The sequence below is a fragment of the Brevundimonas sp. MEB006b genome (assembly GCF_030209705.1).
Lineage (GTDB): Bacteria > Pseudomonadota > Alphaproteobacteria > Caulobacterales > Caulobacteraceae > Brevundimonas.
Genome location: NZ_JARVRL010000006.1, coordinates 40,619 through 55,078 on the forward strand (window position 1 = coordinate 40,619; position 14,460 = coordinate 55,078).

15 protein-coding genes are annotated in these 14,460 nt (G+C 66.8%); 9 read left to right on the plus strand and 6 right to left on the minus strand.

Annotated elements, in window-relative coordinates:
- Positions 1–70 precede the first annotated feature (70 nt).
- The 6 genes from QRN13_RS14695 to QRN13_RS09920 all read left to right on the plus strand — a co-directional run bounded on the left by QRN13_RS14695 (position 71) and on the right by QRN13_RS09920 (position 5,515).
- Positions 71–673: a DUF2460 domain-containing protein gene (locus tag QRN13_RS14695; protein WP_502868589.1), complete on the plus strand. Its 603-nt coding sequence runs from the start codon at positions 71–73 to the stop codon at positions 671–673.
- Positions 666–1,004 carry a hypothetical protein gene (locus QRN13_RS09900; RefSeq protein WP_284877789.1) on the plus strand — a complete coding sequence of 113 codons (339 nt, stop codon included), beginning with the start codon at positions 666–668 and terminating at the stop codon, positions 1,002–1,004. The genes QRN13_RS14695 and QRN13_RS09900 overlap by 8 nt, the downstream gene beginning before the upstream one ends.
- A gap of 90 nt (positions 1,005–1,094) precedes the next feature.
- The gene (locus tag QRN13_RS09905) at positions 1,095–2,018 is read left to right on the plus strand and encodes a DnaJ C-terminal domain-containing protein (RefSeq protein WP_284877790.1); all 924 of its coding nucleotides are present in this window, start codon (positions 1,095–1,097) and stop codon (positions 2,016–2,018) included.
- 46 nt (positions 2,019–2,064) lie between these two features.
- A complete protein-coding gene (locus QRN13_RS09910; protein WP_284877791.1) occupies positions 2,065–3,225 on the plus strand; it encodes a phosphoserine transaminase in 1,161 nt (386 codons plus the stop codon).
- A 75-nt stretch (positions 3,226–3,300) separates the two neighbouring features.
- Positions 3,301–4,596: an adenylosuccinate synthase gene (locus QRN13_RS09915; protein ID WP_174085878.1), complete on the plus strand. Its 1,296-nt coding sequence runs from the start codon at positions 3,301–3,303 to the stop codon at positions 4,594–4,596.
- Positions 4,597–4,702: 106 nt separating this feature from the next.
- The gene (locus QRN13_RS09920; protein ID WP_284877792.1) at positions 4,703–5,515 is read left to right on the plus strand and encodes a response regulator; all 813 of its coding nucleotides are present in this window, start codon (positions 4,703–4,705) and stop codon (positions 5,513–5,515) included.
- A gap of 44 nt (positions 5,516–5,559) precedes the next feature.
- On the opposite strand, the gene rpoH is transcribed toward QRN13_RS09920, so the two are convergent.
- Together rpoH and QRN13_RS09930 are read right to left on the minus strand one after the other, a co-directional pair.
- On the minus strand, positions 5,560–6,447 hold the full coding sequence (rpoH, locus tag QRN13_RS09925; protein WP_284877793.1) for an RNA polymerase sigma factor RpoH: 888 nt from the start codon (positions 6,445–6,447) through the stop codon (positions 5,560–5,562).
- Positions 6,448–6,677: 230 nt separating this feature from the next.
- A complete protein-coding gene (locus QRN13_RS09930; protein ID WP_502868590.1) occupies positions 6,678–7,697 on the minus strand; it encodes an RluA family pseudouridine synthase in 1,020 nt (339 codons plus the stop codon).
- An 83-nt stretch (positions 7,698–7,780) separates the two neighbouring features.
- On the opposite strand from QRN13_RS09930, the gene QRN13_RS09935 reads away from it, so the two are divergent.
- Positions 7,781–8,416, plus strand: a complete 636-nt coding sequence (locus tag QRN13_RS09935; RefSeq protein ID WP_284877794.1) for a DUF2799 domain-containing protein — start codon at positions 7,781–7,783, stop codon at positions 8,414–8,416.
- Positions 8,417–8,425: 9 nt separating this feature from the next.
- Here QRN13_RS09935 and fba read toward each other — a convergent pair whose 3' ends face one another.
- From fba to gap, 4 genes are all read right to left on the minus strand, one after another.
- Complete coding sequence (gene fba, locus QRN13_RS09940) at positions 8,426–9,511, minus strand: class II fructose-bisphosphate aldolase (RefSeq protein ID WP_284877795.1); 1,086 nt, start codon at positions 9,509–9,511, stop codon at positions 8,426–8,428.
- 143 nt (positions 9,512–9,654) lie between these two features.
- Positions 9,655–10,851: a phosphoglycerate kinase gene (locus QRN13_RS09945; RefSeq protein ID WP_284877796.1), complete on the minus strand. Its 1,197-nt coding sequence runs from the start codon at positions 10,849–10,851 to the stop codon at positions 9,655–9,657.
- A 4-nt stretch (positions 10,852–10,855) separates the two neighbouring features.
- Positions 10,856–11,158 (minus strand): hypothetical protein, encoded by a 303-nt coding sequence (locus QRN13_RS09950; protein ID WP_284877797.1) that lies wholly within the window; start codon positions 11,156–11,158, stop codon positions 10,856–10,858.
- A gap of 55 nt (positions 11,159–11,213) precedes the next feature.
- Positions 11,214–12,221, minus strand: a complete 1,008-nt coding sequence (gene gap, locus QRN13_RS09955) for a type I glyceraldehyde-3-phosphate dehydrogenase (RefSeq protein WP_284877798.1) — start codon at positions 12,219–12,221, stop codon at positions 11,214–11,216.
- A gap of 253 nt (positions 12,222–12,474) precedes the next feature.
- On the opposite strand from gap, the gene QRN13_RS09960 reads away from it, so the two are divergent.
- Together QRN13_RS09960 and ilvD are read left to right on the plus strand one after the other, a co-directional pair.
- Complete coding sequence (locus QRN13_RS09960) at positions 12,475–12,627, plus strand: hypothetical protein (protein WP_284877799.1); 153 nt, start codon at positions 12,475–12,477, stop codon at positions 12,625–12,627.
- 90 nt (positions 12,628–12,717) lie between these two features.
- A complete protein-coding gene (gene ilvD / locus QRN13_RS09965) occupies positions 12,718–14,457 on the plus strand; it encodes a dihydroxy-acid dehydratase (protein ID WP_284877800.1) in 1,740 nt (579 codons plus the stop codon).
- Positions 14,458–14,460 lie beyond the last annotated feature (3 nt).

Here is a 14,460-nt window from a genome sequence, read left to right on the forward strand (position 1 = left end):
CGAAGCTGGCCGCAATGCGACCATGAACGAGCGACGATCCATGAACAAGTGAAAGGGAGGAAAGGTTCGCATGGCCTTTCATGAGGTGCGCCTGCCCGCGCGGCTGGCGTTCGGTTCGACCGGCGGGGTGGAGCGTCGGACGGAGATCACGACGCTGGCCTCGGGGTTCGAGCGGCGCTCCACGCCCTGGGCGCTGGGGCGCAGGCGGTATCTGATCGGGGCGAACCTGAGGTCGCTGGACGACATGGCCGAGCTGGTCGCCTTCTTCGAGGCGCGGCGGGGACGGCTGTACGGGTTCCGGTTCAAGGACTTCGCGGACTTCAAGTCATGTGCGCCGGGCGGAGTGGTCTCGGCGGGTGCTGGGCGTGGGGGATGGGACGCGCGCGGCGTTCGGTCTGGTGCAGCGCTTGGGTTTGGAGCGGCCGATCGCTTAGCCGGTCAAGGGATCGGTGCTGGTCGAGGCGCTAGGGCCGAGCGTGCGGCACCGTTGGGCCGAGGTCAACGCCTTGGTGGTGCGGCGCGAGGGCGAGGCGCCGGAACATGGGGCGAGGCGGCGGTGATGGGTGGCCGCAATGTGAGGACTGCCGCTGGTCTGTCGCGCGGGACCGGCTGGCGCGGCGCCGGGCGGTGCGGGGTTCAGCGAAGCCCTGTTCGTGGCGAGGGGCGTGCATGATCGGCCGTGGTCGCCGTCTGGTCTGACGGTCGAGACGTCCGAGGGTCTGGCGATCCGATGGACGCCGCGCGTGCGGCTGTTCGGCGACAGTTGGGATGGGGAACCGAGAGCGGTCGATCCGATGCGGTTCCGGCTGCGTGTGTTTGATCATGACGTCGTGGTTCGGACGATGGAGGTCGAGGGGACGTCGGCATCTTATACTGCGGGCGACTTGGCGGCGGACTTCCCAGACGGCGCGACATCGACGGCGCGGATCGCCGTGGCGCAGTGGGGCGAGGGGTTTGGGTGGGGCTCAGAAGCAGAGGTGGAGGCGGAAATCCGGCGGGTCTGACGAAATAGGGCGGGTCCAGCCCTTTGCGCGGGGCGGGGCATGGCTTAACTGACGGCCTCTCGACCTTTTTCAGCTGGAGCGACAACGGACGTGGCAGGCGACCCCTACAAGGAACTGGGCGTTTCGAAGGGCGCGAGCGCGGACGAGGTCAAGAAGGCGTATCGCAAGCTCGCCAAGGAACTGCATCCCGACAAGAACCCCGGCGACAAGATCACCGAGGACAAGTTCAAGCGGGTGACGGCGGCCTTCGACATCCTGGGCGACAAGGAAAAGCGCGCCAAATACGACGCGGGCCAGATCGACGGCGACGGCAACGAACAATATCGCGGCTTCGGCGGGGGCGGTCGTGCGGGCGGCAGTCCGTTCGGCCAGGGGGGCGGCTTTGCGGGCGCCGGCGGACCGGGTGGTCGCGGCAACTTCGAAGGCGTCGATCTGGACGACCTGTTCGGCATGTTCGGCGGGGCCGGGCGTCAGCGCGGCGCGCGGGACTTCACCTCACGCGGCCAGGACGTGAAGGCGACGCTGGACATCAGTCTGGAAGACGCCATCGCCGGGGCGACGCGACGGATCCAGTTTTCGGACGGGCGCACCCTGGACGTGACCATTCCCAAGGGGGCGTCGGAAGGCCAGACGATCCGCCTGCGCGGCCAGGGATCGCCGGGACGCGGGGCCGAGAACGGCGACGCCCTGATCGAACTGAGGATCGAACCGCACCCCATCTACAAGCGCGACGGGGCGGACCTGACCATGGACCTGCCGGTGTCGGTCCCCGATGCGGTGCTGGGCGCCAAGGTGCGGGTGCCGACGCCCGAAGGCGTGGTGCAGATGACGCTGCCGGCCGGATCGAACTCGGGCAAGGTGCTGAGGCTGAAGGGGCGCGGCGCGTTTGCGCAAGGCAGGCGGGGCGATCTGCTGGCGCGGGTGATGGTGACGCTGCCGGATGCGCCGGATGCTGAACTGACCCAGTTCGCCGAGGATTGGCGTGCCAGGCGGCCCTACACGCCGGGGCGGTGAGCGCGCTCAAGCCGCGCGAAGCGCGGTAGCGCCAAAGGAAAAGAGCATGAGCACGAAGCCTGATGTGAAGCCGGCGCGGCCGTGGTTTTCGGCAGGGCCGACGGCGAAGCGGCCGGGCTATGCGGTCGGCGGATTGCCGTCCGATCTGCTCGGGCGCGGCATTCGCGCACCGGAGGTGGTCGAGCGGTTCGCGCATGGCCTGCGGCTGACGCGCGAAGTGCTGGAAGTGCCTGACAGCCATGTGATGCTCTATACGCCGGGGTCTGACACAGGTGCGGTCGAGGCGGTGCTGTGGGGCATGCTGGGCGCGCGGCCGGTGCAGGTCGTGGCGTTTGAGAACTTCGGCCTGACCTGGCTGGCGGACGTGAAGGATCATCTGGGGCTGGAGCCCGAGGCGCTAACGGCGCCGTGGGGCGAACTGCCGGATCTGAGCCGGGCCGACTGGTCCAAGGACGTGGTGTTCCCGTGGAACGGCACGACCTCGGGCGTGCGCGTACCGGACGCCGACTGGATCGCCGACGATCGCGAGGGGCTGGCGATCTGCGACGCGACCTCCGCCGCCTTCGCCATGCCGCTGCCGTTCGACAAGCTGGATGTCGTGACCTTCAGCTTCCAGAAGGCGCTGGGTGGCGAGGCGGGCATCGGGGTGGTGGTGCTGTCGCCGCGCGCGGTCGAGCGGCTGGATACGTACCGGCCGGATCGGGCGATTCCCAAGCTGCTGCGGCTGACCGACGGCAAGGGACGGTTCGATCGGGCGCTGGCGGACGGGGTGGCGATCAACACCTTCTCGATCCTGACCATCGAAGACTGGATCGACGCCCTGGGCTGGGCCAAGGACATCGGCGGGTTGAGCGAATTGATCCGGCGGACAGACGCCAACTATGCCGCGTTGGCGGAATGGGTGGAGCGGACCGACTGGATCGCCTTCCTGCCGGATCGGCCGGAGATACGATCGACGACCTCGGTTTGCCTAAAGTTCACCGATGCGCGGATCGCCGCCTTGGACGACAAGGCGCAGAAGGCCTTTGTCGTGCGGTTCAAGGCCCTGCTGGAAGGCGAGGCGGCCGTGTTCGATATGGAGCCGCACCGCAATGCGCCGTCTGGCCTTCGGCTGTGGTGCGGCTGCACGGTCGAGACGGCCGATGTGGTTGCGGCGACGCCCTGGCTGGAATGGGCGTTCGAGACAGCGGTCAGCGAAGTCGGATAAATCCGCCTGACGGGACGACATCGGACGATTCCCTCGCTATAGGCTGCGCCCGCATTCCAGTGCGGAGAGACGGTTTTGGCGAACGTAGCGGTGGTCGGCGCCCAGTGGGGCGACGAGGGCAAGGGCAAGATCGTGGACTGGCTGTCCAACCGCGCCGACATGGTCGTGCGGTTCCAGGGTGGTCACAACGCGGGCCATACGCTGGTCGTGGACGGCAAGGTCTACAAGCTGGCGCTGCTGCCTTCGGGCGTCGTGCAGGGCAAGCCGTCGATCATCGGCAACGGCGTGGTCGTCGATCCCTGGCATCTGGTCGGCGAGATCGAGAAGATCGCCGCCCAGGGCGTGGCGATCAGTCCTGAGATCCTGACCATTGCGGACAACGCCTGTCTGATCCTGCCCATCCACCCTGCGCTGGACGTCGCGCGCGAGGCGGCGGCGAGCGCGCCGGGCGCCAAGATCGGCACGACCGGGCGGGGCATCGGTCCGGCCTATGAGGACAAGGTGGGGCGTCGCGCCATCCGGGTCTGCGATCTGGCCAACGAAGACGACTTGAAGGTCAAGATCGACCGCTTGCGCTCGCACCACGATCCGCTGCGCGCCGGTCTGGGGCTGGAGCCGATCGATCCCGACGCGCTGCTGGCGCAGTTGCTGGAGATCGCGCCGAAGATCCTACCCTATGTGAAACCGGCCTGGCGTGTGCTCGATCAGGCGCAGAAGGACGGCAAGCGCGTCCTGTTCGAAGGGGCGCAGGGCGCCTTCCTGGACGTGGATCACGGCACCTATCCCTATGTCACCAGCTCCAACACCGTGGCCGGTCAGGCGGCGGCGGGTTCAGGCATCGGGCCGCGCGGCGTCGGTTATGTGCTGGGCATCGTGAAGGCCTATACGACACGCGTCGGAGAGGGCCCCTTCGCCTGCGAACTGGATGATGAGGTCGGCGAGCATCTGGCGACCGTTGGCCGCGAGGTCGGGGTGAACACCGGCCGCGCCCGCCGCTGCGGCTGGTTCGACGCCGTGTTGGTGCGCCAGTCGGTGGCGATCAACGGCATCGACGGGATCGCCCTGACCAAGCTGGACGTGCTGGATGGGTTGAAGACGCTAAAGATCTGCGTTGGCTACAAGGTCGATGGCGAGGTGCTGGACTATCTGCCCTCGAGCCTGAAAGCCCAGGGCGCGGCCGAGCCGGTGTTCGAGGAGCTGGAAGGCTGGAGCGAAAGCACCGCCGGCGTCCGCAGCTTCAAGGACATCAACGCCAACGCCATCAAATATGTGCGCCGGATCGAGGAGTTGATCGGCGCGCCAGTGGCCCTGCTGTCGACCAGCCCCGAGCGCGACGACACCATTCTGATGCGCGATCCGTTCCAGGGCTGAGGCCTTGGAAGGGGCGGCGTGAGGCGGCGGACTACGCAGAAAGACCTATTCAACAGGTCTTAACCCGTCGGCGGTAAGGATAATGGCTCCAAACTCGGAGTCTGATGTGTTCGCCGCAAACGCCAGAACCATAAGCCGCATGGAGCCTGCGCTTCGTCGGGTGGTCATCGTGGACGCCAATCTGTCGTCAGCGCGACTGCTGACGGACATCGTGAAGGGCATGGGTGCGCGCGAGGTCTATTCCGAAGGCGACGAGGAGCGGGCGCTAGAGTTGCTGCGCGACGTCGAGCCGGGCGTGATCTTCACGGAGCGGTCTGGAGACAGGCTGAACGGCGAGACGCTGGCGCGGCGCATTCGGCGCTCCAGCATGTCGTGCCGCATGTCGCCGATCATCATGGTGACGGGCGAGGCAACCGCCGCGGCGATCAAGGGGGCGCGCGACGCCGGCATCCACGAGTTCTTGAGAAAGCCGTTCACGACAGGCGACCTGTTCAAGCGGGTCGAGAATGTGACGTTAAAGCCGCGACCCTGGATCGAGGCCGTCGGGTATGTCGGGCCGGATCGTCGCCGGTTCAACTCAGGTGAATATTCAGGCGCCCGCAAGCGCCGCAGCGATGGCGCGGCCGGAGGCGGCCCTGCCGAAATCCGCGATCAGGCGTCGCGAATCCTGGTTTCGGCAATGTCGCAGTTCGAGCAGGATCCGTCGCAGGCGACGCGCGCCATTCGTCAACAGGCCGAGACGCTGAACGGTCTGGCCATCAAGACGGCGGACGCGCGACTGGCGATGGCTGTGGCGACATTGCAGGCCTATGTGGCCAGCGGTCAGGTGACGAAGGCGGGACTGGCCCAGCCAATCGGCACGGTGGTGACGGCTGCGAGAGCGGCCAATGAAGCGGCGCCGGTGGCGCGCGCGTCGTGATGAATGGTCCGCCGCGCCGTTGAAGGCGCAGCGGACCGAGTTGCTCAGGCGTCGACCAGGTTCCGCTCTTCGGCGGCGGCGCGCATGGCCTTTTGCAGCTTCTCGAAGGCGCGGACCTCGATCTGACGCACGCGCTCGCGCGAGACGCCATACTGGCCGGCGAGTTCTTCCAGCGTGACCGGATCGTCCTTGAGGCGACGTTCCGTGAGGATGTGCTTCTCACGGTCGGTCAGCTCTTCCATAGCCTCTTGCAGGAGACTCATGCGGATGCCCTTTTCCTCGTCGTCGGCGAGTTGGGTTTCCTGAGACACGGCCGTGTCGTCGGCCAGCCAGTCCTGCCACTCGCTTTCGCCGTCGGCGCGCAAAGGGGCGTTCAGCGAGGCGTCGCCGCCGAGACGGCGGTTCATGTTGGTGACCTCTTCCTCCGTCACGCCCAGTTTGGTGGCGATGGCGGCGAGGTGTTCAGGATGCAGATCGCCTTCCTCGAAGGCCGAGATCTGGCTCTTGGCCTTGCGCAGGTTGAAGAACAGCTTCTTCTGCGCCGCGGTGGTGCCCATCTTCACGAGCGACCAGCTGCGCAGGATGTATTCCTGGATCGAGGCGCGGATCCACCACATGGCGTAGGTCGCCAGGCGGAAACCCTTGTCGGCGTCGAACTTCTTGACGGCCTGCATCAGGCCGACGTTGCCCTCGGAAATGACTTCGCCGATCGGCAGGCCGTAGCCGCGATACCCCATGGCGATCTTGGCCACGAGACGAAGGTGCGAGGTGACGAGACGGTGGGCGGCTTCGGGGTCCTGGTGCTCAGACCAACGCTTGGCGAGCATGAACTCCTCGTCCTTGGTCAGCATCGGAAACTTGCGGATTTCCGTCAGATAACGCGACAGGCCTTGTTCAGGCGACATCACCGCGAGCGTATTATTGGCAGCCATATACAGGTCCCTCCGACCGTCTTGAACGAGCGGGCTCTTCGCCATCGGCCACGGTGTGTGCGCCGACGTCTCACCCCTCAACCGGTAAAGTAGCGATGGGTTGCCGCCATTTTTAGAGGCGGATCGTCACACGAAAGCGTGACCGTGGCCCTGGCGCCACTCGCGCCGATCGACGTCCCATATAGAACTTTGTCAGTTGCTATTCAAGACCTGCTCGAACGGATGGCTGTTCAGAGTTCGGCGAGGCGCGTTTCGAGACGCTGCATGTCGGACGGCGGCGCGGTTTCGAAGCGAAGCGCCTCGCCCGTGACAGGATGGACAAAGCCCAGGACGGCGGCGTGGAGGGCCTGACGCTCAAGGCCCGCTTCGGCGATGGCGGTGCGAACGGGGATGGCGGGGCTGCCCGAGCCATAGGTCGCGTCGCCAAGGATGGGCGCGCCCTTGGACGATAGATGGACGCGGATTTGATGGGTGCGGCCGGTGTGCAGCGTGCAGGCGACGCGCGCGGCCATGGGTGCGCCGCCAGCTTTCGCGGGCTCCCCGAAGGTCGCCTGGACGACATAGTCGGTGATGGCCTCGCGGCCGCCGGCCTTGAGGACCGCCATTTTCTTGCGGTCGCTGGTGGAGCGGCCGATGCGGGTGTGGATGCGGCCGGTCGCGGGCGACGGCGCGCCGCGTGTCAGGGCGATGTATGTGCGCTCGATGTCATGCGCAGCGAACAGGGCGGAGAGGCCGGCGTGGGCGCGGTCGGTCTTGGCGGCGACCATGACGCCGGAGGTGTCCTTGTCCAGTCGGTGAACGATTCCGGGGCGGGCGACGCCACCGATGCCCGACAGGCTGTCGCCGCAATGGGCCAGCAGCGCATTGACCAAGGTGCCGTCGGGCGTGCCGGGCGCGGGGTGGGCGGCCATGCCCGCAGGCTTGTCGATGACGATAAGGTCGGCGTCCTCGTAGAGAACGGTCAGGGGAATGGCCTGGGGCTGGGGCGTGGCCGGCGCGACGGGCGGCAGGGCGACGGCATAGAGGCCGGGCTGGGCCTTGGCGGAACCGCCGGTCAGGACCGCGCCATCGCGGCTGACGGCGCCCTCGGCCAGCAGGGCCTGGAGCCGGGCGCGCGACAGGGTAGGGAAGGCGCCGGCCAGGGCCTTGTCCAGGCGAACGCCGGCCGCGTCGATGCGGGCCTCCAGCACCTCGGCGGGGGCGCCGGTCGCGGGGCCTTCGTCTTCGTCGATCAGATCATGGGCGGACACGCCGTCTCCCTAGCACGACCGGCCGCTTGCGCGAGGGGCGCGGGTGAGGTGATAGTCAAGCTTGGGGGCGTAGGGGACATCCGATGAAGCGGTTGATGATCGCCGGGGGCGCGTTCGCCGCGGCGGCGCTGCTGAGCAGCTGCACGACCATGAGCAAGGACGAATGCCTCGCCGGCGCCTGGGGCGAGAAGGGCTATGCCGACGGGGCGTCGGGCTATCCGATGACGCGACTGGACGACCACGCCAAGGCCTGCGCCAAGTTTCAGATCGCACCCAACTCGGCCGCCTACGGCTCGGCGCGTGAGGATGGCTTGCGGACCTACTGCACCTTCCAGCGCGGCTGGGAGGAGGGGCGGGCGGGCAATGCCTATTATGGCGTTTGTCGGCCGGAGGAGGAGCAGGCGTTTCTGCCGGCCTATCGCGACGGCCGAATGCTGCATGAGGTCGAGGACGCCTACGAGACGGCGGAAAGCGCGCTGAACAGCGCCGAGGCCCGGATCGAGAACCGCGAAGACAAGCTGGAGGCCAAGGAGCGCGAACTGCGCGGCGACGGCCTGACGGACGAAGAGCGGGAGCGTATCCGTGACCGCATCCAAGAGGTCAGAGGCGAAATCCGCGATGCGCGTCGCAATGCCCGAGAGGCCCGCGACGCGCTGGATCAGGCGGAATGGGACGTTCGCCGGGTGCGGCGCGAACTGAGCGGCCGCTACCCGGTCTAGACGACGGTCCTAGGCGGCCTTGACGGATGCGCCGCGGAAGGACGGATCCAGGTCGCCCGAGGCGTAGCGCTTCGCCATCTGGGCGGTGGAAAGCGGGCGGATCTTGGAGGCCTGGCCCTCGCAGCCGAACTGCTGATAGCGTTCCATGCAGAGCTTCTTCATCGCCTCCTTGGCGGGCTTCAGATAGTAGCGCGGGTCGAACTCGCCCGGCTTCTCCATCAGGGCCTTACGGATGGCGCCGGTGATGGCCATGCGGTTGTCGGTGTCGATGTTGACCTTGCGCACGCCGTGCTTGATGCCGCGCTGGATCTCCTCGACCGGCACGCCCCAGGTCTGGGGCATTTCGCCGCCGTACTGGTTGATGATGTCCTGTAGATCCTGCGGAACCGACGACGAGCCGTGCATCACCAAGTGGGTGTTGGGCAGGCGGCGGTGGATTTCCTCGATCACGTTCATGGCCAGGACCTCGCCGTCCGGCTGCCGCGTGAACTTGTAGGCGCCGTGGCTGGTGCCCATGGCGATGGCGAGGGCGTCGACCTTGGTGGCCGCGACGAAGTCGACGGCCTGATCCGGGTCGGTCAGCAGTTGCGAGTGGTCCAGCTTGCCCTCGAAGCCGTGACCGTCTTCGGCCTCGCCCATGCCGGTTTCCAGCGAACCCAGCACGCCCAGTTCACCCTCGACCGAGACGCCGCAGGCGTGGGCCATTTCGGTGACGCGACGGGTGACGTCGACGTTGTACTCGTAGGAGGCGGGCGTCTTGGCGTCCTCCTCTAGCGAACCGTCCATCATCACCGAGGTAAAGCCGTACTGAATGGCGGTGGCGCAGGTCGCCGGGCCGTTGCCGTGATCCTGGTGCATGCAGACCGGAATGTGCGGATAGAGCTCGGCCAGGGCGTCGATCAGCTTGGCCAGAACGATGTCGTTGGCGTAGGTCCGGGCGCCGCGCGAGGCCTGGATGATGACGGGGGCGTTGACCTCGTGGGCCGCCTCCATGATCGCCAGACCCTGTTCCATATTGTTGATGTTGTAAGCGGGCAGGCCGTAGTCGTTCTCTGCCGCGTGGTCGAGCAGCTGTCGCAGCGTAATGCGCGCCATGGGTTAGTCTCCTGAGCCGAATAGTCTTTTTGGTTGGGCGAGAGATTAGACGCCGGACAGCGCGAAGTCACGCCGTGTTACAGCCGTTCCAGCGCCGATTTCGAAGACAGGATGCAGGCGTGATCCGCCTGCATCGCTGAGCCTTAGGCGCGCAGGGCCTCAACGCCGGGCAGGGGCTTGCCCTCCATCCATTCCAGGAAGGCTCCGCCGGCGGTGGAGACGAAGGTCAGGTCTGCGCTGACGCCGGCATGACCGACGGCCGCGACCGTGTCGCCGCCGCCCGCCACCGCGATAAGGGCGCCGGCCTTGGTGCGCTCCGCGACGTGCTTGGCGGCCGCGACCGTGGCGGCGTCGAACGGCGGGACCTCGAACACGCCCAGCGGGCCGTTCCAGATCAGGGTCTTGGAGCCGTTGATCGCGGCGTTCAGGCGCGCGACGGTTTCGGGGCCTGCGTCCAGGATCTTGTCGTCGGCGGACAGGGCCTTGCCTGTCTTGATGGTGCGGGCGTCGGCGCCGGGATTGACCTCGGTCGCCACGACGACATCGACGGGAAGCAGGATGTCGCAGCCCTTGGCCTCGGCTTCCGCCAGGATTTCGCGCGCCGTGTCCGCCATATCCTTTTCGGCCAGCGAGCCGCCGATATCGATCCCTTGCGCATAAAGGAAGGTGTTGGCCATGCCGCCGCCGATGGCCAGCGTGTCCAGCTTGCCGACTAGGTTCTTCAGCAGGTCCAGCTTGGTCGAGACCTTGGAGCCGCCGACGATGCCGGCCACGGGCTTCTGCGGATTGCCGAGCGCCGCCTCGAGCGCATCGAGTTCACGACGCATGGATTCGCCGGCATAGGCGGGGATGTGGTGGGCGACGCCTTCGGTCGAGGCGTGGGCGCGGTGGGCGGCCGAGAAGGCGTCGTTGACGTAGAGATCGCCGAGATCCGCCAGCTTCTGGGCGAAGACCGGATCATTGGCCTCTTCCGCCGCATGGAAGCGCACGTTCTCCAACAAGACCACGCCGCCGGCGTCCAGATCGCGAATGGCCTCGACTGCGTCGGGACCGATACAGTCGTCGGCGAAGCGGACGGGGGCGCCGAGCAGTTCTTCCAGCGGCTGGACGACGGGTTTCAGGCTCATCGACGGAACGCGCTGGCCCTTGGGGCGGTCGAAATGGGCCAGCAGGGCGACCTTGGCGCCCGCGTCGCGCAGGCGCTGGATCGTCGGCAGGGCGACCCGCAGACGGGTGTCGTCCGTGACCTTGCCGCCCTCCATCGGGACGTTGAAGTCCACGCGAACCAGAGCCGTCTTGCCGGCGAGATCCTTGGCGTCGTCGAGGGTGCGGAAGGTCATAAGGTTATCCCAAAACAGTTTTGATGGCGCTGAAAAGGCCGAGGCCCGAGGCCGCCACGATCAAGAACGCCAGCATCGGAATACTGGCGACTGGTCTGCGAATCGGCGCGCCGTCCAGAAGTTCGCCAAATTCAAACCGGGTTCTGTTGAACCAGAACAGGGCAAGGACCAGCCACCAGCACAGGAGGGCGGCAGTCCATGCCGCCGCGTTGATCCAACTGCCGCCGAACTTCAACAGACGAAGGTGCTTGGCGGCCTCTAGCATGAAGCCGCCTGAAAACGGCGCCGCGACGACTAGCAGCAGCATCAGGATGCAGCCTGATCCTGCGTTTCTGACAGCCGCACGGCGCCAAGTTTTCAAGTTATAGGAACTTCGCCATCTGCAGCGCGGTGTCCGACATCCGGGTCGCGAAGCCCCACTCGTTATCATACCAGCTCAACACGCGGGCCAGCTTGCCGTCGACGACCTGGGTCTGGGGCAGGGCGGCGGTGGAGGAGGCGGCGATGTGGTTCAGGTCGTGCGAGACCAGCGGGTCGGTCGTGGTGAACAGGACGCCCTTCATCGGGCCGTCGGCGGCGGCCTGAAGTGCGGCGTTAATCTCTTCGACCGTGACTTCGCGACCGGCGACGACCTTCAGATCGACGACCGAGACGTTCGGGGTCGGGACGCGGATCGACGAACCGTCCAGCTTGCCCCTCAGTTCCGGCAGGACCAGACCCAGGGCCTTGGCGGCGCCGGTCGAGGTCGGGATCATCGACAGGGCCGCGGCGCGGGCGCGGTACAGGTCCTTGTGCATCGTATCCAACGTCGGCTGGTCGCCGGTGTAGGAGTGGATGGTGGTCATATAGCCGCGCTCGATGCCGAACAGGTCGTTCAGCACCTTGGCGACCGGGGCCAGGGCGTTGGTGGTGCAGGAGCCGTTCGACACGACGATGTCGTCGGCGGTCAGGGTTTCGTGGTTGACCTTGTAGACGATGGTCTTGTCGGCGTTGTCGGCGGGCGCTGAGACCAGGACGCGCTTGGCGCCGGCCTTCAGGTGGGCGCTGGCCTTGTCCTTGGAGGTGAAGATGCCGGTGCATTCGAAGGCGATGTCCACCTTCAGCTCGGCGTGCGGCAGATTGGCGGGATCGCGCTCGGCCGTGACCTTGATCTTGCCGGTGCCGACGTCGATCCAATCCTCGCCCGAGGTCACCGTGCCGGGAAAGCGGCCGTGGACCGAATCGTAGCGGAACAGGTGGGCGTTGGTCTCGACCGGACCCAGGTCGTTGATCGCCACCACCTCGATGTCCGTGCGGCCATGCTCGATGATCGAGCGAAGGACGAGACGGCCAATGCGGCCGAAACCATTGATGGCGACGCGAACGGTCATGGAGAGCTCCTGTGATCGGTATGACGAGCGTAATATAGGTGCGCGTCTCAATGGAGCGGTCGCGGGCGGGTTTCAACCCCGCGCGCGTAACATGATGTGATGGACGGTAACGCTTCGAAAATCGCCGGTGCCAGCTTCAGGTAAGAAACACCCCGGGCGCGGTCGTTTTCGATCTGTCGCGCAAAATTATTGCGACAGGGGTTGTGTGGCGGCCGCCGCTATGGTTTCTTGGCGTCAGAACAGGGAGCCGCCCGTGGCCACGATGACGCGCGACATGATGAAGGGACGCACCGCCAAGGCGGTCGCAGCCGTTCGCGCGCCGGTCGGCCTGCAAAGCCCCGTATTCCTCATTACTCTCGTACTTCTCGGCCTGCTTACGCAAGCGGCGTGGATGCACGCGACCTGACCTAAACGCACTCAGGATCGCCTCGCACCACCCCGCTCCCGAAAGGAAGCGGGGTTTTTCGTGCTTGGCGGTTCCAAAAGAACCGGACCGATGACGCAAGATTCTACCTCTCAGCCCAGAAAGCCCAACGTGCGCAGCGCGGCGGTGACGGCTGGCCCGAACCGGGCCGCCGCCCGCTCGTATCTGCGCGCCGCCGGGATGCAGGACGCCGACTTCGACAAGCCGATGATCGGCATCGTCAACACCTGGTCGACGGTCACGCCGTGCAACATGCACCTGGACCGTTTGGCCAAGGATGTGCGCGCCGGCATCGTCGCGGCGGGCGGCTATCCGGTCGATTTCAACACCATCGTCGTCACCGACGGCATCTCGATGGGCACGGCGGGCATGAAGGCCTCGCTGATCAGCCGCGAGGTCGTCGCCGACAGCATCGAACTGGCCATCGAGGGCCATCAGCTGGACGGCGTGGTCTGCATCGTCGGCTGCGACAAGACCATCCCGGCGGCGGCCATGGCCCTGGCGCGGATGGATATCCCCGGCCTGGTCTATTACGGCGGCACCATCATGCCTGGCGTGATCGGGTCCAAGGAAGTCTCGGTCCAGGAGGTGTTCGAGGCCATCGGCGCCCATTCGGCAGGCGCGCTGGACGATGCGGGCCTGAAGGCGGTCGAGACTGCGGTCTGCCCCGGCGCCGGCGCCTGCGGCGGTCAGTTCACGGCCAACACCATGGCCATGGCCCTGTCGGTCATGGGCATTTCGCCGATGGGCGCCAACGACGTGCCCGCCGTCGATCCGAACAAGGCGGCCGAGGGCGAGCGCTGCGGCCGGATCATCGTCGAGCGCGTCTTCTCCGGCGACACGGCCCGCAAATACATCACACGCGCCAGCCTGAAGAACGCCGCCGTCGCGGTGTCGGCCTCGGGCGGGTCGACCAATGCGGTCATGCACCTGACGGCCATCGCGGCGGAGGCCGGCGTCGACTTCGGCGTCGAGGACTGCCACCAGGCCTGCGTCGAGGCGCCGGTCATCTGCGATCTGAAGCCGGGCGGCCGCTTCCTGGCCTCGCACCTGTTCGCCGCCGGCGGCACCCGTCTGGTCACCCAGCGGATGGCCGAGGCGGGCAAGATCGTGAACACCCCCACCGTCACCGGCCGCAGCCTGTTCGCAGAGGCGGCCGAGGCGGAGGAGACGCCGGGTCAGGTGGTCGTGACCACCTTCGACGCCCCTGTGATGGATCGCGGCAGCTTCGCCGTCATCTATGGCGATGTCGCCCCGGAAGGCGCGGTCATCAAGCTGACGGGCCACAAGGTTGACACGTTCGAAGGTCCGGCCTGCGTCTTCGACTCAGAGGAAGACGCCTTCCACGCCGTTCAAGACGGATCGGTCGGCGAGGGCGACGTGATCATCATCCGCTACGAAGGACCCAAGGGCGGTCCGGGCATGCGTGAGATGCTGCAGGTCACCGCCGCCCTGAAGGGCCGCAAGATCGACAACGTCGCCCTGCTGACCGACGGCCGGTTCTCGGGCGCCAGCTACGGCTTCGTCGCCGGGCACGTCTCGCCGGAAGCCGCCGTGGGCGGCCCGATCGCCCTCATTCGCGATGGTGACCGCATCACCATCGACGTCACCAACCGCCGCATCGACGTCAACGTCGATCTGGCGACGCGCCGGGCGGGCTTTACGCCCCACGTAGTCCGCCCGGCGCGAGGTGTCTTCGCCAAATACCGCGCCTCGGTCGCCTCGGCCGCCCAGGGCGCCGTCACCATCCCCAACCCGCCGCCGGCCCAAGTCCCGGCAAGCCACAAAACCAACGCTGCTCAGGACGCCTGACCC